The following is a 17,478-nucleotide window of genomic DNA, read 5'->3' as shown; positions in this document are numbered from 1 at the left end:
TAGGACGCAAAAAAATATATTTAAAATGGCACAGGAGCATAAACTTGAAATTTTTAGAGGACGTTGGAAATTTAAATCGAATACCCAAAAAATATGGGGAGTTTTAGTATTCCTTACCTTAGTTACGGCGGTAGAAGTTATTTTGGGGATAATGAAGCCCTCTAGTTTGGTGCATTCCCATTTTTTGGGGATGAAATTGCTGAACTGGATCTTCCTTATTTTAACAATTGTAAAGGCCTACTATATTGCCTGGGATTTTATGCACCTTAGGGATGAGAAAAGCTCTCTGCGAAGAACTATCGTATGGACTCCCGTGTTTTTGATCTCCTACCTAGTGTTTATCCTGCTTTTTGAGGCAGATTACATCTACAATGTACTCTCGGATGGTTTTATTTCGTGGAACTTCTAACGAATAATTAACAACTTAAAAGACGGTTTAACAACCGTCTTTTTTATTTTTGTATGGTTTGCATCTGGGGTCCATTTTTTCCTCAGTTCACAATGCTACCATTGTAATTCTTACCTGATGAAAAAAACATTTGTCTTAGTTACCCTTTTTGTTTTACCTATTGTGATATATCTTTTCTTTGCTTCAGGGGTTACCAACTTTGGGAAGTTGTCCATGTTGACGGAGGAGGTGTCGGAATTGGGGTTCAATCAAGAAGAGGTGGTATTAAAGGATAAGATCACTATTTTGGGGTTTTTAGGAAAAAACATTCAGTACCAGCAGGCCCAAGCTTTTAATTTAAATCAGAAGATCTATAAGCGATTTTATCAATTTGAAGATTTTCAGTTTGTGATGGTTATGCCCAAGGGTACAGAAGCTGCCGTTGAGGATCTTAAAGAGGAGTTGGGGCAATTGGCAGATGCTAAAAAATGGAATTTTCTTTTTGGTGATGAACCGGAAATACGGAATCTGTTTGAAAGCTTAAAAACCAATATTTCCCTAGGGGATGATCTTGGAACCCCATATGTGTTTATTATTGATAAAGAAGGTAATTTAAGAGGTAGGGAGGCAGAAGGTAATGAAGAGATTAAATATGGTTTTAATGCCCTTGAAGTGGCTGAGCTGAACAATATGATGATCGATGATGTCAAGATTATTTTGGCGGAATACCGTATGGCTTTAAAAAAGAACAACACTCATAGAAAGAAATAATGTTAAGAAATAAATATGCCTATGTTTGGGTTTCACTGGTAATCTTGATTTTTGGGATTATTTTTATTCCGCGAATTATACATCGTATACAAAGGGGAACCGTGGTTCAGAATGATAGAATGAACCTGAAAGGAGCCAATGAAAAATTGGCCTTTGTGGAAATGAACGGTGAAAAGCGGAAAGTACCTCCATTTGCCTTTATTGATCAGGATAGTCTTATGATTACCAATAAGGACTATAAAGGCAAGGTTTACGTAGTAGAGTTCTTCTTTACCTCTTGCCCCACCATCTGTCCCATTATGAATCGCAATTTAGTGCAGTTACAGGAAGAGTTTAAAGAATTAGACGACTTTGGAGTAGCATCATTTACGATCGATCCAGAAAACGATACGCCTACTGTTTTAAAAGCGTATGCCGAGGAATATGGGATTACAGATATGGATTGGCATCTGATGACGGGCGATATGAAAGATATTTACGCTTTGGCCAATACTGGATTCAGTATTTTTGCAGCCCAAGTCCCTGAAGCGGCTGGTGGATTTGAACATGCTGGATTATTTGCGCTGATCGACAAAAATGGATATATCCGATCACGGGTAGATAAATTTGGAAATCCAATCATTTATTATAGAGGAGCCATTACGGAGTCCGATGGGCAAAATGAACATGGGGAGGAAGAGCAGATATCGATACTAAAACAGGATATTAAAAAATTATTGGAGGAATAAATGGAGATCGTTTCGTTGAAAGAAAAAAGATTTAATAGGCTTATTAATGTGGTTTCCGTAGTGATTCCTGTAGTAGTGGCCCTTCTTTTTGGCGTGAAACTGCCAAATGTGGAACCTTTGCGCTTTTTGCCACCAATCTACGCCTCGGTAAATGGACTTACCGCAGTTTTGTTGGTCATTGCCGTGATAGCGGTGAAACAAGGTAAGTTGGAACTCCACCAAAAAATAATGACCAGCTGTATAGCATTATCTGTTGCATTTTTAGTGATGTATGTGGCCTATCACATGACGGCAGACTCTACTACTTTTGGTGGTGAAGGTCCCATTAAATATGTGTATTATTTTATATTGATTACACATATTTTCTTATCCATTGTAATTGTACCCTTGGTGTTGCGTACCTTTGCAAAGGCTTATTTAAAGAACTTTGAAGCGCATAAAAAACTCGCGAAGTTTACTTTTCCCATTTGGTTATATGTGGCGGTAAGCGGCGTAGTGGTTTATTTAATGATATCTCCTTATTATGGAAGCTAATACTGTTACATTCTCCAAGAAATTTAATGGAACCAGGATTAAATATTTGGTCCTTACCCTTATTTTTGTTTTTGTCCTGATACCACAAACAGCAGACGCCCAATGTGCCATGTGCAGAGCGGTGTTGGAAACTGGTGGGGATACCGCTGCCGCTGAAGGTATTAATAACGGTATTGTATATTTAATGGCGGTTCCGTATATATTGATAGGTGGACTTTTCTTTTTCATCTATAGGAAAATGAAAACCTAAGTCATTCTTCCCTTTTCTATTTGCCCAAGGAGCAAGGTGTTCTATCTTGTTTTGTGAGTAGCATCAACCTCATTTATCTCATTCGTGTTTTTACATAGTGTGACTTTCTAAATCTGCTTTCATTTAAGCTGATTATGGGGTGTAACTGCTTATTGTGTACTCAGTTGTGGGTAGGTGATATGTAGCAGTGAATCGCTAAATTATATATTTTCATTGGTTAAATGGAATTGAATAATAAAAAAAAATGCATTTAATGGGCTGGTTTTCAAATATTTGAAATTATTTACTATCATTTTCATAAGTTTGTTGTAACAACCTAGGGCATTCGGAGTCATATACCTGTATATGCAACCAAAACTGGCTAATTCAATTAAAACATGATAGTAATAAAAGACCTACATAAATCTTATAAGATGGGGAGTAATACCCTCCATGTGTTAAAAGGTATTAATTTTTCTGTAGACGAAGGTGAGTTGGTTGCGATTATGGGATCTTCCGGTTCTGGAAAATCTACACTCCTCAATATTTTAGGAATGCTCGATGTACTTGATGAGGGATCCTATACCTTGGACGGTGTGCCTATTAAGAATATGAATGAAACCAAGGCGGCCCAATATAGGAACAAGTTTCTTGGTTTTGTTTTTCAGTCTTTTAACCTTATCAATTACAAAAGTGCTATGGAAAATGTAGCACTTCCCTTGTACTACCAGAGAGTGGGAAGAAAGGAACGACAGGAAAAGTCTTTGAAATATTTGGAACAAGTGGGGTTAAAAGAATGGTCTGAACATTTGCCAAGTGAATTGTCCGGTGGGCAAAAACAACGTGTTGCCATTGCCAGAGCCATGGCCGCAGAGCCAAAAGTATTATTGGCCGATGAGCCAACAGGTGCGTTGGATAGTAAAACTTCTTATGAGGTTATGGATCTGATCCAAAAGATCAATGATGCGGGGAATACTATTTTGATCGTTACCCATGAACCAGATATAGCCAATATGTGTAAAAGAATTGTTCATTTAAAGGATGGGGTTATTGTAGAAGACAAAAAAATAACCCAGGTAAGAGCTTCTCAATATGTTTAGTAGGGATAATTGGAAGGAAATTTTTGAAACTATTCAAAAGAATAAACTACGTACGTTCCTATCGGGCTTTACGGTTTCTTTGGGTATTTTGATTTTTGTGGTGCTGTTTGGTATGGGGAATGGCCTAATCAATACTTTTAATGAATTCTTTGGTGACGATGCTACCAATGTGCTCTACGTGTTCCCAGGGAAGACCACTATTCCATATAAGGGATACAAGTCTAATAGGACAATTGAGTTTGACAACACTGATTTGGCGGATATAGAAAAAAATCTCGCCATGTTTGTGCAATATACCACCCCAAGGATTACAAGGAGTGGTTTGGTGAAATATAAGAATGAATCCAATAATTACACAAGCCGTGCTGTGGCACCTTCACATCAATTTGCAGAGAATACCATCATGATGAAGGGAAGGTTTATAAATAATGCGGATATTAAAAATAAAACCAAATACGTAGTCATCGGTAGACTTGTAGAGCAGGATCTATTTGGGAGTAAAAATGCCATAGGAGAATATTTGGATATAGCCGGGAGTGCTTTTATGGTCATCGGAGTATTTCAGGATGAAGGTGGGGACAATGAGGAGCGACTGATTTATATGCCCTATACCACAAGACAGCTTATCGAAAAAAATACAGATAAAATCGACCAGTTTATAGTAGGGTTTAGGCCAGAAATCGGTTATGTGGGTGCTATGGCCCTAGACAGGAGTCTAGATCGTTTTATTAGAGAGAAAAAGTATATTAGTCCTGACGATCAAAATGGACTCTTTATAAGGAACGTGGCAGATCAATTGAAACAAAATCAGCAATTTGCACGGGTACTCCAAATAATTGTTGCCTTTGTTGCCTTTGGAACTATTATAGCCGGTATTATAGGGATCAGTAATATAATGGTGTTTGTAGTTAAGGAACGCACCAAGGAATTGGGTATTAGAAAGGCATTGGGTGCAACTCCCAAAGCGGTAATAGAATCCATTCTTTTAGAATCCGTTTTTATCACTGCTATTTCTGGGTTTATTGGAATGATTATCGGAATAGGCATACTAAGCTACCTCGGCGATAAACTTAAAGATTATTTTATCACAAACCCCTTTATAGATATTACACTTGCCATAAGCGCTACGGTGCTTCTTGTCCTATTTGGAGCCATCGCAGGCTATATCCCTGCAAAAAGAGCAGCCGAAATTAAACCAATTGTAGCCCTAAGAGACGAATAATATGCGATTTATATTTGATAGTAATACGTGGCAAGAGATTTTTGGTTCTATTGGAAAAAATAGGACTAGGACCATTATTACCGTTATCGGTGTATTGTGGGGCATCTTTATTTACATAGCTCTCTCTGGAGCGGCAAAAGGGATGGACAATGGGTTTGAAGAGATATTTGAGAGTGTGGCTAAAAATAGTATGTTCGTATGGGCCCAAAATACGAGTATGCCTTACGAGGGATTTAAAACTGGAAGGCCACTGCAATTAAAGCTGGAGGATGCTACGCGTTTAAAGAACAGAATTCCGGAAATAGAGTTTATAGCGCCCAGGAACGTCAAAGGTGTCTTTGGCGATTCGCCAGGCTTAATAATAAGAGGAAAAAAATCTGGTAGTTATTCGGTTTATGGCGATTTTCCAGTCTATACTAAAATTGCGACCAAAAAAATATACGACGGCGGAAGATTTATAAATGATGAGGATATTGAACAGGCAAGAAAAGTATGCGTTATAGGGGAGCGTACAGAAAAGGAATTATTTGAAAAGGGAGAGGTCCCAATCGGAGAATATATCCGGATAGACAATGTCTTTTTTCAGGTGGTTGGCGTACATAAGTTTGCCCAAGGGGGTGGTTTTGATAACGATGGGGATATTTTTATTCCATTTTCAACCTATAAGAAGTTATACAATAGTGGGAATAACGTAGGATGGTTTTCCATTGCCGCCTATGACGATGCAGACGTATTAAAAGTGGAAGAAAATGTTAAAACTATGTTGAAGACTATCCATCGGGTAAATCCGGAAGACGAACGGGCATTTGGGTCGTTTAATCTAGGAGAGGTCTTTGGCCGGATAAGTGGTTTTGCACAGGGACTTACCTTTTTATCACTTGTGGTGGGTATTGCTACCATTTTAGCTGGAGTAATCGGTATCGGGAACATCCTACTGATTTCTGTAAAAGAACGTACCAAAGAGATTGGTGTTCGCAGGGCGTTGGGAGCTACCCCTCGGGAAGTACGTGCCCAGATTATATTGGAATCTGTTTTTCTTACTATGATCGCCGGAGTTATGGGGATTATTTTAGGAGCAGGTGTCCTCAGCCTTATAGACAGTGCCACCCAAGATCTAGATTTTCCATACTCTAATCCTACAGTACCTATTCCCTATGTATTAGGTGCTTTAGGTATTATGGTGGTTTTGGGAACCTTAATCGGATTAATTCCCGCACAACGAGCGGTCAGTATAAAGCCAATAGACGCATTAAGAGAAGAATAAACTAAACCAACAAATAAATAGTTATACAAATGAATAAGATAGTAAAATATGTGCTAATAGGGGTTTTGGTGCTTGGAGCACTTTGGGCGGCTGCCTTCTTTGTTAAGTCGAACAGTAAATCTGCCATAACCTATGAGGTAAAAACTCCGATAACGACCAGTATAGAAAAGAAAACCGTAGCGACTGGAAAAGTAGTGCCCGAAGATGAGGTGGAGATTAAACCACAGATTTCCGGGATTATTGATGAAATATTTCTTAATGAGGGTGTCCAGGTGAAAGCCGGAGATCTTATCGCGAGAATTAAGGTGGTTCCCAATGAGCAATCCCTTAATCAGGCCAAAGGTAGGGTTAGGAACGCGGAAATAGCCCTGAACAATGTTAAGATAGAATTCGATAGAAATAAGACGCTGTTTGATAAAGGCGTGATTTCTAGTCAGGATTTCAATACCCGAAAATTACAATATGATCAGGCAGTTTTGGAATTGCAAAATGCTCAATCAGATTACCAGATCATACGGGTCGGTTCTGCCGGTGGATCTTCTATGGCCAACACCAATATTAGGGCCACTGTTTCAGGGACCGTTTTGGAGATTCCTGTTAAAGAGGGAGATCAGGTGATTCAAAGTAATAATTTTAATGAAGGTACTACCATAGCCACTATTGCCGATCTAAGTATTATGATCTTTGAGGGAAAGGTAGACGAGGGAGAGGTTGGAAAATTAGAATTGGGAATGCCCTTGGAAATTAGCCTTGGAGCAATCAACGATAAAAAATTTGAAGCCAAACTGAGGTTCATTGCGCCAAAAGGATTGGAAGAAGCAGGAGCAGTACAATTTAAGATTGAAGGAGATGTGACCGTAGAGGACGATTTTTTAATTAGGGCTGGTTATAGTGCTAATGCTTCCTTAGTGTTGGAAAGGAAAGAGAATGTTATGGCTATTCCAGAAGCGTTGTTGCAATTTGATAAGAAAACCGATAAACCCTATGTAGAAATAGCGATAGGGGCAGTAGAGGAACAAAAGTTTGAAAGACGGGATGTGGAAATTGGTATATCCGATGGCGTAAACGTAGAAATTGTATCTGGGATTACCGAAAATGATAAGGTTAAGGTGTGGAATAAAACCGAGCCAATAAAAATAGGTGAGGATGACGATGAAAAAGCATCGAAATAAAATCAATAGGTAATAACAATCCAAAAACATACAATACATGAGAAGTAATGGTTTTATAGGAATATTTTTTTTCTGTTTGGGGATAATGTTCGCTCAGGAGAAAAAATGGACCTTAGAAGAATGTGTTCTTTATGCCGTTGATAATAACCTAACGATAGAACAGTACGAACTTGATCTGGAAAATTCCAGAATCGATAAATCGGATGCGGTTGGCGACATGTTGCCTAATTTTAATATAAATGCAAGGTTAACTGGCAATTCGGGTCTTGTCCTAGATCAGTCTAGAAACCAGCAAGTGACTGGAACAATAACTACTGCATCTGGTGGTTTTGGATCTTCTGTAAACCTATTTGACGGTCTTAGGAATATCCATAGATTAAACAGGGCGAAATTGAACGCCTTGGCCAACCAGTACCGATTAGATAATTTAAAGGATGATATTATGTTGGCAGTCGCCAATAACTACCTTCAGGTAGTGTCCAACAAGGAGTCGCTAAAAGTTTTTCGCTCCCAATATGCGGTAACCAGGCAAGACTTGGAGAGAACCAAGGAATTGATTGCGGCAGGGGTGGTCCCAAGTGGAGATCTATTGGAAATTGAAGCCACTTTGGCCAATCAGGAACAGCAAATTGTAAATGGAGAGAACCAAGTCTTGATCTCACGGATTAACTTGGCGCAGTTATTACAGATTACCGATTATGAAAATTTTGATATTGCAGAGGAGGAATTTAATATTCCACCTTCCAATATTTTAGAGAATTCCCCAAAGTCGATTTTCGATAAGGCCCAAACTTTTAGGAACGATATTAAATTCTCCTTATCCAATGTAGAACTGGCATTAAAAGACCTTCAAATAGCCAAAGGGGCCGTTTATCCTACCTTGGGTGCCTTTTTTAATTACGGGACACAATATTCTAGCGAATTTAGAGATCCTGCTACAGGCGAGCGTCTTCCCTTCTCCGATCAGTTGTACCTTACCGATGGGATTTCATACGGATTACAATTAAACATACCTGTTTTTAACGGGTTTAGTACAAGGAACGGTATTCAACGTGCTAAGATCAGTGTTGAGAGATCCAGATTGCAGCTAAAGCAAGACAAATTGGATCTGGAGACCAATATCAATCAGGCTTATGTAGATGTCACCAGTTTTGCCAAAGCTTATGAAGCGGCGGAAAAGACCTTGGAAGCAAGAAGATTGGCGTATGAATATTCTAAAGACCGATTTGATGTGGGCTTAATGAACTCATTCGACTTTAGTCAGGCGCAATCCCGTGTAGATAATGCGGAAGCAGAATTGATCAGGACTAAATACGACTATATTTTCAGATTAAAGGTACTTGAGTTTTATTTTGGTCTTCCAATAACTTTGGATTAAGTTATATTTGTAGCCTATATGGCGATAATTTTAAATTTGGAGACGGCAACCACCAATTGTTCGGTGAGTATTGCCAAGAATGGGGAGCTGGTACTTTTAAAAGAGGACAACAGTCCCAATTATTCACATTCGGAAAAGTTACATATTTTTATACAGGAAGCTTTGCAAGAGGCTTCCTTGTCTTTTAAGGATATATCCGCTATTGCGGTCAGTAAGGGCCCCGGTTCTTATACAGGACTGCGGATAGGGGTGTCTGCAGCCAAGGGATTGTGCTTCTCCTTAGACCTGCCCTTAATTTCGGTGTCTACCTTGGAAAGTTTAGCTGCACAGGGTAACTCAAAACATCATAATTATATTATTCCTCTCCTCGATGCTAGGAGAATGGAAGTGTATTCAGCCATTTTCAACTCGTCTCGGGTTCAGGTAAGGGAAACCAAGGCCGAAATTATTGAGAAGGACCATTTTATGGCTTATGCGGAAGAAGGTTCAGTGCTTTTGATCGGAGACGGAGCGGAAAAATGTAAGGGTATATTGGACCATCCCAATTTTACGTTTATAACCACCTTACCAACGGCGCTTGAAATGGGGGAGCTATCCTATAAAAAGTTCAAAGCAGGCAACTTTGAAAATGTCGCCTACTTTGAACCGTATTATTTGAAGAATTTTATTCTGCAGGGCAAGAAATCTTAACCTTGTTTGTTGTAAAGTACTCTTTGTGGGAATGGTATTTCAATTTCCGCATCGTCAAACCTAAGTTTTAGCTCCTCCATTACGTGGAAATGTGCAGCCCAGAACAGACTGTTTTCTGTCCAGAATCGCAATGATAGGTTAACAGAGCTATCTCCTAATTCTGCGACGAAAACTTGGGGCGCTGGATCTTTTAGAATGTTTTCGTCTTCAGCGCATATCTGCAACAGTATTTCTCTAGCCTTTTTAATGTTGGAGCTGTAGCCAATTCCCACAGTTATATTGTCCCTTCGTGTATTTTGGGCGTTATAATTAATAATATTGTTGTTGGATAGTTGGCCGTTAGGTATAATGGCAATTTGATTTCCAGCAGTACTTAGCTTGGTAGTGAATATGGAAATTTCCTTAACGCTACCGTCCACTCCCTGTGCGGATATCCAATCTCCCACTTTAAAGGGTTTAAATAACAATATTAGGACACCCCCCGCAAAATTGGCTAAGGATCCCTGTAGGGCCAGACCAACGGCAAGTCCGGCAGCACCTATAATAGCGATTAAGGAACCGGATTGAACTCCCAGCTGGGTGATTACAATAACAAAGAGCATTATTTTAAGCCCAATGCTTATAAAGCTTTTTAAGAAACTCTCCAAGGAAGGGTCGTATTCGGCCTTTTCAAAGAATTTACGCACTAAGCGATTGATGATTTTAATGACCCAAGAGCCAATAAAAAAGACAATAATGGCCATGCCTAAGCTGGGTAAGGCTTTCCACAGAAATGCTACTGCCTGATCCCAATGTTCTTCATAGTTGGTAATCGTATCCATAAGTTTAAATTTTTAACAAAAAAAAATAAAATCCAATAGGTCTCCAAAAAATACGGTCTAAACAATTGTTAATATTGTTGAGTACTACCGTTTCTGAAAAGTTTCCCCACTGTAGGGGATATAAAAAAAGCGCCAATTAATGGCGCTTGTTGATTGGAAACACAATAAAATTAACTCACCTCAAAGGTGATCTTTACGTTTACACGGTAATCCGTCAATTTTCCATCCTTTACAGTGGCACTTTGCTCTTTAATATATACCGAGCGAATGTTTTTAACGGTTTTTGAAGCTTGTTCCACAGCGTTCTTCGCCGCATCTTCCCAACCGTCCTTAGAATTTGCTAGTACCTCAATAACTTTTAAGATTGCCATAATTTAGAAATTTAGATTTTCTTAAAGTTAACGAAAAAAAACAATACGCCTTATATGTTGGTTGAAAATCAGCCGTTTAAGGCTACCACTTCATTTACTTTGTCACCCATCATATTTTTGAGCATGGTTTCAATTCCATTTTTCAAGGTATAAGTAGATGATGGGCAACCACTACATGCGCCCTGTAAAATTACATTTACGGTTTTGGTGTCTTCGTCATAAGATTTAAAAAGTATGTTTCCTCCGTCAGAAGCAACCGCAGGTTTCACATATTCTTCTAGAATATCGATAATCTGCTTTGAGGTATCGTCCAGGTCAGCATCCTCCATTTTAGAAGATGGTGCATCTGTTCTTTGTTTCTGTAGGCTGCTTGCGGATACAACTTCATTGCCATTTGCAATAAAATCCCGTATAGTCTCTCGTAGGGAAGAAGTAATTTCGTCCCATTCCACCACATCATACTTGTTTATGGATACGTAATTTTCATCAAAGAAAACTTCTTTTACAAATGGTAAGGTGAATAAATGTTTTGCCAAATCAGATTCCTTCGCCTCGTCAATATTTTTGAATTCGAAGGTCGTAGGGACTATCTTTTTGTTGGTAACGAATTTCATTACCGAAGGATTTGGGGTAACTTCCGCATAAACGGTCACTGCTACCTTTTTTTTGTTTTCTTCCTCTTTTACCACTACTTCACCAGCATTTAAGTAATCTGTCAACTGTTGGGCAACACTCTCTTTTACATCGTCCCATTCCACAATATTGTAGCGTTCCAGCCCAATAAAATTCCCTGCAATATATACCGTCTTTACAAAAGGCAGATAAAATAATTGTTGTGCCAAAGGCGAATTCGTGGCCTCATCTATGTTTTTAAACTCGTAATTCTGGTTCTGAGTAATGAAATGATTGGTTTCAAATTTTAAGATCGCCGGATTATTTGTCGGGACCACCGTAATTATAAACTCCTTCATATAAATATTTTTTACAAAAGTACGAAGGATTTCTAAGTTATAGTCCATATAATATGTTAGTGTTTTAGCCGTTAATGTTTATATTTGGACGAAGATGATAACTGACCCCACTTCCTAAATGAAACATTATTTATTGATTTTACTTTCTTTTATTGCGTTAGGTTCAAAATCCTATGCACAAGAAGGTGTCCCCGTCTATTTTGATTATTTATCTGACAACTATTATTTGGTGTATCCTTCTATGGCCGGGATTGGGGAAGGCGGTAAAATAAGGGCTACTGTTAGGAAACAATGGTTCAACGTAGATGAAGCTCCTAATTTACAAACTCTTAATGCCCACTTAAGGGTGGGAGAACGAAGTGGTATTGGTGCTATTTTTTATAATGATGCCAATGGCTACCATTCTCAAACCGGACTAAAACTTAGCTATGCCCATCACTTGCAGTTGGGGGGAGATTTTCGCAGCCTTAATCAATTGTCTTTTGGGTTAAGTGCAGGGATGCAACAAAGTACCTTGGATGAAACAGGGTTTGTTTCGGTAATTCCCGATCCCTTGGTAACTGGTTCTAGAAATAGTGTGAGTTATTTTAATATGGATTTGGGAATGTCCTATAATTTTCTGGAATTCTATACCCATGTTGCTGTACACAACTTACTGGGACGGGGTAGGGATCTTTATTCTGCGGTAGAATCCACCAACCTAAGGAAATACCTCATTTCCGCTGGATATGTGTTTGGCAAAGGAGATTGGCAATTAGAGCCTTCTCTGTTGTTTCAGCACACTGAATTTACAAAGGAAAGTGCCATAGATGTTAATTTAAAGGCCTATAAAGCGGTCGGTTTTGGAACCGTGTGGGGCGGAATTTCCTATCGTAGAAGTTTGGATGGGGCAGAGTACCAAACGGCTACAGCTACTGGGGAACAACGCTTGCAGCTAATAACTCCCATAGTAGGAGTCAATTATAATAACTTTATGGTTTCCTACAATTATTCTTATCAGATGGGCGACCTAAGGTTCAATGATGGAGGATTTCATCAAATAACTCTGGGCTATGATTTTGGGCAAAAAGAAAAACGCTACGATTGTAAGTGTCCTGCAGTGAATTATTAGGTCAGCAGTAAAATTATCTGCCATTTTTTACAACTTTTCTCTCCTGTAAAAAGCATTTAGATGTTTCTTAGCCAACTAAAGAAAACTACAATTTTTTTTTGAATAGTTTTGTACTATAGATATTAGAAAAACAAGGAAATACAATTCCTTTAAAGGCGGTCAGTACAATTTTCGTAGCATCTTTTCCGATTGAAAAGAAGGAACTAAAAAATCAAATATGATTAAAACAATAAATGGGAAGTCACCTCATATGGGGGAAGACTGCTATATAGCGGAGAATGCCACGATTGTTGGCGATGTCAGTATGGGAAGTCAGTGTAGTGTATGGTTCAATGCGGTGATACGCGGCGATGTTCATTTTATAAAAATGGGCAATAAGGTAAACGTACAAGATGGGGCGGTGATCCATTGCACCTATTTAAAATCCCCAACTACTATAGGTAATAATGTTTCTATTGGTCACAATGCCATTGTGCACGGTTGTACCATTCATGACAACGTTTTAATTGGTATGGGAAGTATTGTCATGGACGATTGTGTTGTGGAAAGCAATAGCATTATTGCAGCTGGGGCAGTGCTTACTAAAGGGACCCATGTGCCCTCTGGAACTGTTTTTGCAGGGATGCCAGCAAAAAAGATAAAGGATATTAATGTGGAATTAAGTGAGGGAGAGGTAAACAGGATCGCAGACAATTATGTGACGTATTCTAGTTGGTATAAAGAATAAACCTCCATAGGTAACTTATTCATAAAATGACTTTTTATTTAATTGAGATTTTTGCCTCCTTTAATTGTGGGACATAAAATTATTCTGTCTTGTTTAAGCCCTAAGTGGGTATTTGGACAAATCAGATGAATTTTACGCATAAGTTAGGTGGTCTAGGTCAACTGAACTTTCATTTTTAAGGCGTATACGTCAAATAATCCTATTTTTGCATTTGAAAATGAATAATTGGAATAAACCTTAGGTCCATTCGGCCGTTGGTATTGATTCTAATTCACTAATATAAATCGATAATTAAAAAAATATGAAAGCATATATATATCCGGGACAGGGAGCGCAATTTGTAGGTATGGGGTTAGATCTTTACGAAAAATATCCCTTGGCACAAAAGATGTTCGAGTCAGCCAACGGTATTTTAGGTTTTTCCATAACGGACTTAATGTTCGAAGGCACAGCCGAAGATTTAAAAGAGACCAAGGTTACTCAACCTGCCATATTTTTACATTCGGTAATTTTAGGAAAGATTATGGGCGACAGTTTTGCTCCTGATATGGTCGCCGGACATTCATTGGGTGAATTTTCAGCCTTGGTGGCCAATGGCACCTTGAGTTTTGAGGACGCCCTAATGTTGGTGTCACAACGCGCACTGGCAATGCAGAAAGCATGCGAATTACAGCCGGGTACCATGGCTGCAGTTTTAGGTCTGGAAGATGCGATTGTAGAAAAAATATGTGCAGAAATAGCCGGAATTGTGGTCCCTGCCAATTACAATTGTCCAGGACAATTAGTGATTTCTGGGGAGGTGGCAGCTATTAACGAAGCCTGTGATAGATTAAAGGAAGCCGGTGCCAGAAGAGCTTTAGTGCTTCCTGTTGGTGGTGCTTTTCATTCCCCTTTAATGGAGCCGGCTCGTGAGGAATTGGCCGCGGCCATTAAAAATACCGTGTTTAGTGTCCCAAGTTGTCCAGTGTATCAGAATGTCACCACTACCGCAGTTACAGATCCCGATGAAATTAAAGAAAATCTTATTGCCCAGCTTACAGCACCTGTAAAATGGACGCAAAGTGTGCAGCAAATGATAGCCGATGGCGCTACCCACTTTACTGAAATTGGACCAGGAAAAGTGTTGCAAGGATTGGTGAAAAAAATCCATCCCGCTGCAGAAACACAATCTGCCAATTTGGATTAAATCTACTCTAATTTTTAAAATTCGATTGAGTTAGTTTTATAATGGATTATGTTAATTCCAGTGAATTAGGGTGCGTATAATTAGTTGCCCAAATTCTTCATTGATTTAAACCTGCTGTTCACCTTAAAATTACACCTACAGTTGGCTCATGAGAAAATATGTAAACCATGGTTTGGTTCATTGCGCATTAGGACTAAAATACTTGTTTTTATTCCTATTTTGTTGTGCGCCGCTATGCGCTTTCGAAATAGCACCACCTAAGAATCATAAGGTTGTATATGCATTTGAAACCACAAAAGGGTTTCCTGAGAATATCTCTTCAACTGATAGGAAGATTATCTTTTTTCAGGAAGGAGCGGGCGTATCTGTAAGCGCTATTAGCAGGAATACAAATGAATCTGGGCGTACAGCGTTCTTCACAATTGTTCTCACTTCCGAACCTAGTGATAAAGTGACAATCGATTTAAAAAGCAGTGACGAGTCCGAAGGAACTATAGAAGTTAAAGATGTAACTTTTAAAAAATCGGATTGGAATATTCCTCAAAATGTCATCGTAACAGGTGTGGATGATGATATTGTGGATGGGACCGTCAGTTATAGGATTATTACAGGAAAAATTGATTCCAAAGATAAACGATATGATAATTTGGACGCTGACGATATTGCCGATGTAGCGCTTGCCAATGAAGATGATGATTTTGCCGATTTTTCGGTAGATCCACTAATGGTCAGTACAATGGAGGGTGGGGAAGATGTAGAATTGAGTATTGTATTGACAACTAGGCCTTCAGATGACGTTACCCTATTCATAATTTCGGGCGATACTTCAGAAGGGAGGGTTTCCAAGGACGAAATAAAGTTTAAGCGGAATAATTGGGACACCCCTCAAATAGTAAGGGTAATACCGGTAAATGATGAGGTTATGGATGGTTCCATTACCTATGTAATAACGATTGGAATAAAGGATAGTGATGATGATTATGAAGACGTACCCAACAAGACGGTAACAGTAATTAATAGGGATGATGATTTTAGCTGCCCGGCGGGAGAGGTTGCCCCTAAGGTAAATCCTAATTTGGCTACCGTGTTTTGTGAAACATTTAGCCAAGATTTAAATGAATATAATGGCAGCCCCATACCTTCTGGAACAGTTTTGATCTGGAGTAGTAGTAGTGATTTTTCCAATACTAGGGCACATCTATCCGGCTCTATTGTAAATTTTTCGGCAACTTTCTATGGATTCTTTTATCATGCTGAGTCAAATTGTAATAGTCCCCCATTGGAAATTAGTTTGGTTCTGAGTGAAACGCCCCAGGTTATAGGTACGGTGCCTACAGAGATTTGTGGTCCGGGAACTGCTAATTTAAGCGCTTCCACAAGTGAAGGGGGGAGTTTATTTTGGTTTGATTCCGCTACCAGTAATACGGTGTTGGGAGAAGGAAGTAATTTTGAAACGCCTAATGTAGATCAGAATAAGGATTACTTCGTAGAAGCTTCTGCCAATGGCTGTGCTTCAGCCCGGGTAGGGGTCAGAGTCACTGTATTGGATGTGCCTATGACGGGTACTATCACCAACACTTCAGTATGTAGCATAGCAGCTAATGGAAATACAAGTTTAGATCTAGACAATACACGATCTGGAGGTGCTTCAGGGGTTTGGTCTGTTGTTGGTACACCGCCAAGTAATATATTGATAGGGGCTGGGAATTTAGTAAATTTTTTAGGAGCTTTGGACGGCAGTTATGTGTTTCGGTTTACGACCACTACGGCCAGTGGTCCTTGCCAAAATGTAAGTGTTGACCTAAACGTTGCTGTGAGTGAATGTATACTGGACGCTGATAATGATGGCCTATTGGATGGGGAGGAAGTAGTGCTTGGTACCGATATGAACAATCCTGATACGGACGGCGACGGTATAAATGATGGTGTTGAAGTAGGGCCGGACATAAACAATCCCCTTGATGAAGATGGTGATGGTATTATAGATGCGTTGGAATCCAATATCCTGGATGCCGATAATGATGGGGTGGTAGATCAAAAAGATCCAGCCAATGATGACCCCTGTATTCCGAATGCATCTGCAGAATGTGGAATTGATTTTGCGGTGGAATTAGAGGTAGATAACACTAATCCTATAATAGGAGAACAGATTAATTTTACAGTTGTTCTCTATAATTTAAGTGTATTGGATGGAATGGATGTAGTGGTCAATGATCTCATAGATTCCTTTTTAGGCTTTGAATATCTTTCGCACACCGTTTCTAGTGGAATATATGATGTTGAGATGGGGGTATGGGAGCTTTCTGAAATTGCTAAGGAAGAGATAAACACTTTGGAAATTCGCGTTCGTGTTTTAGAGGAAGGGACATTTCAAAATACCGCTGCCTTGGTGGCCTCCCAGCCTGTAGATATTAATAAAGCCAATAATACAGCCACGGTTACTGTCACTGTTGGGACTAGATCTGTGAATGCCTGTGGGTATATGTTTAACCAGATTTCCCCAAATGGGGATGGTGTTAATGATCGTCTGACGATAAATTGCATAGAACAATTTTCTAATAATTTACTTGAGATCTTCGATCGCTACGGCAACAAGGTGTATTCTGTTCGGGGATATGATAATTCTTGGGGTGGAATGAGTAAAAATGGACTTCTCCCTAAAGGAACCTATTTTTATTTTTTGGATCTCGGTGACGGTACGGAAATCAAAAAAGGCTGGATACAAATTATGGGCCAATAAAATTCGAGCTTATTTTATTTTAGCAAAAATTAATTTATATGGGTACCCAATTGTACTGTTGGGCACCATTTTATT

At 39.1% G+C, this 17,478-nt stretch carries 18 protein-coding genes; 15 read left to right on the top strand and 3 right to left on the bottom strand.

The genetic code is table 11. From position 1 onward, the window contains the following. Positions 1-25 precede the first annotated feature (25 nt). The 11 genes from KCTC52924_RS03035 (at position 26) to tsaB (ending at position 9,476) form a co-directional block, all read left to right on the top strand. Positions 26-409, top strand: a complete 384-nt coding sequence (locus tag KCTC52924_RS03035) for a cytochrome C oxidase subunit IV family protein (protein WP_251808900.1) — start codon at positions 26-28, stop codon at positions 407-409. 117 nt (positions 410-526) lie between these two features. Then, positions 527-1,159, top strand: a complete 633-nt coding sequence (locus tag KCTC52924_RS03030; protein ID WP_251808901.1) for a hypothetical protein — start codon at positions 527-529, stop codon at positions 1,157-1,159. Continuing rightward, positions 1,159-1,887 carry an SCO family protein gene (locus KCTC52924_RS03025; protein WP_251808902.1) on the top strand — a complete coding sequence of 243 codons (729 nt, stop codon included), beginning with the start codon at positions 1,159-1,161 and terminating at the stop codon, positions 1,885-1,887. Before KCTC52924_RS03030 ends, KCTC52924_RS03025 begins: the two co-directional genes overlap by 1 nt. Continuing rightward, on the top strand, positions 1,888-2,421 hold the full coding sequence (locus KCTC52924_RS03020) for a DUF420 domain-containing protein (protein WP_251808903.1): 534 nt from the start codon (positions 1,888-1,890) through the stop codon (positions 2,419-2,421). After that, complete coding sequence (locus tag KCTC52924_RS03015) at positions 2,411-2,671, top strand: hypothetical protein (protein WP_251808904.1); 261 nt, start codon at positions 2,411-2,413, stop codon at positions 2,669-2,671. Before KCTC52924_RS03020 ends, KCTC52924_RS03015 begins: the two co-directional genes overlap by 11 nt. A gap of 377 nt (positions 2,672-3,048) precedes the next feature. After that, on the top strand, positions 3,049-3,750 hold the full coding sequence (locus tag KCTC52924_RS03010; protein ID WP_251808905.1) for an ABC transporter ATP-binding protein: 702 nt from the start codon (positions 3,049-3,051) through the stop codon (positions 3,748-3,750). Further along, positions 3,743-4,972 carry an ABC transporter permease gene (locus KCTC52924_RS03005; protein ID WP_251808906.1) on the top strand — a complete coding sequence of 410 codons (1,230 nt, stop codon included), beginning with the start codon at positions 3,743-3,745 and terminating at the stop codon, positions 4,970-4,972. Before KCTC52924_RS03010 ends, KCTC52924_RS03005 begins: the two co-directional genes overlap by 8 nt. 1 nt (position 4,973) lies before the next feature. Then, positions 4,974-6,236, top strand: coding sequence for an ABC transporter permease (locus KCTC52924_RS03000; protein ID WP_251808907.1), 1,263 nt, complete (start codon positions 4,974-4,976; stop codon positions 6,234-6,236). A 29-nt stretch (positions 6,237-6,265) separates the two neighbouring features. Further along, positions 6,266-7,408 (top strand): efflux RND transporter periplasmic adaptor subunit, encoded by a 1,143-nt coding sequence (locus KCTC52924_RS02995; protein ID WP_251808908.1) that lies wholly within the window; start codon positions 6,266-6,268, stop codon positions 7,406-7,408. A gap of 37 nt (positions 7,409-7,445) precedes the next feature. Then, positions 7,446-8,786 (top strand): TolC family protein, encoded by a 1,341-nt coding sequence (locus KCTC52924_RS02990; protein WP_251808909.1) that lies wholly within the window; start codon positions 7,446-7,448, stop codon positions 8,784-8,786. Between the two features lie 18 nt (positions 8,787-8,804). Then, on the top strand, positions 8,805-9,476 hold the full coding sequence (gene tsaB / locus KCTC52924_RS02985) for a tRNA (adenosine(37)-N6)-threonylcarbamoyltransferase complex dimerization subunit type 1 TsaB (protein WP_251808910.1): 672 nt from the start codon (positions 8,805-8,807) through the stop codon (positions 9,474-9,476). Here the strand turns inward: tsaB and KCTC52924_RS02980 are convergent. The 3 genes from KCTC52924_RS02980 to KCTC52924_RS02970 form a co-directional block, all read right to left on the bottom strand. Then, positions 9,473-10,297, bottom strand: a complete 825-nt coding sequence (locus KCTC52924_RS02980; RefSeq protein WP_251808911.1) for a mechanosensitive ion channel family protein — start codon at positions 10,295-10,297, stop codon at positions 9,473-9,475. The two genes, tsaB and KCTC52924_RS02980, sit on opposite strands and share 4 nt — an antisense overlap. A 170-nt stretch (positions 10,298-10,467) precedes the next feature. Continuing rightward, positions 10,468-10,668 carry a dodecin family protein gene (locus tag KCTC52924_RS02975; RefSeq protein ID WP_251808912.1) on the bottom strand — a complete coding sequence of 67 codons (201 nt, stop codon included), beginning with the start codon at positions 10,666-10,668 and terminating at the stop codon, positions 10,468-10,470. A 68-nt stretch (positions 10,669-10,736) separates the two neighbouring features. Further along, positions 10,737-11,639, bottom strand: coding sequence for a NifU family protein (locus KCTC52924_RS02970; protein WP_251808913.1), 903 nt, complete (start codon positions 11,637-11,639; stop codon positions 10,737-10,739). A 118-nt stretch (positions 11,640-11,757) separates the two neighbouring features. Between KCTC52924_RS02970 and KCTC52924_RS02965 the strand changes: the two genes are divergently transcribed. The 4 genes from KCTC52924_RS02965 to KCTC52924_RS02950 all read left to right on the top strand — a co-directional run bounded on the left by KCTC52924_RS02965 (position 11,758) and on the right by KCTC52924_RS02950 (position 17,403). Beyond that, on the top strand, positions 11,758-12,750 hold the full coding sequence (locus KCTC52924_RS02965; RefSeq protein WP_251808914.1) for a type IX secretion system membrane protein PorP/SprF: 993 nt from the start codon (positions 11,758-11,760) through the stop codon (positions 12,748-12,750). Positions 12,751-12,967: 217 nt separating this feature from the next. Next, positions 12,968-13,477, top strand: a complete 510-nt coding sequence (locus KCTC52924_RS02960; RefSeq protein ID WP_251808915.1) for a gamma carbonic anhydrase family protein — start codon at positions 12,968-12,970, stop codon at positions 13,475-13,477. A 301-nt stretch (positions 13,478-13,778) separates the two neighbouring features. Continuing rightward, complete coding sequence (gene fabD / locus KCTC52924_RS02955; protein WP_251808916.1) at positions 13,779-14,663, top strand: ACP S-malonyltransferase; 885 nt, start codon at positions 13,779-13,781, stop codon at positions 14,661-14,663. Between the two features lie 148 nt (positions 14,664-14,811). Then, a complete protein-coding gene (locus KCTC52924_RS02950; RefSeq protein ID WP_251808917.1) occupies positions 14,812-17,403 on the top strand; it encodes a gliding motility-associated C-terminal domain-containing protein in 2,592 nt (863 codons plus the stop codon). Positions 17,404-17,478 lie beyond the last annotated feature (75 nt).

The sequence above is a fragment of the Arenibacter antarcticus genome (assembly GCF_041320605.1).
GTDB classification, from domain to species: Bacteria; Bacteroidota; Bacteroidia; order Flavobacteriales; family Flavobacteriaceae; genus Arenibacter; species Arenibacter antarcticus.
Note: the sequence above shows the minus strand (reverse complement) of the source record. Positions and strands in the feature narration are given on the sequence as shown.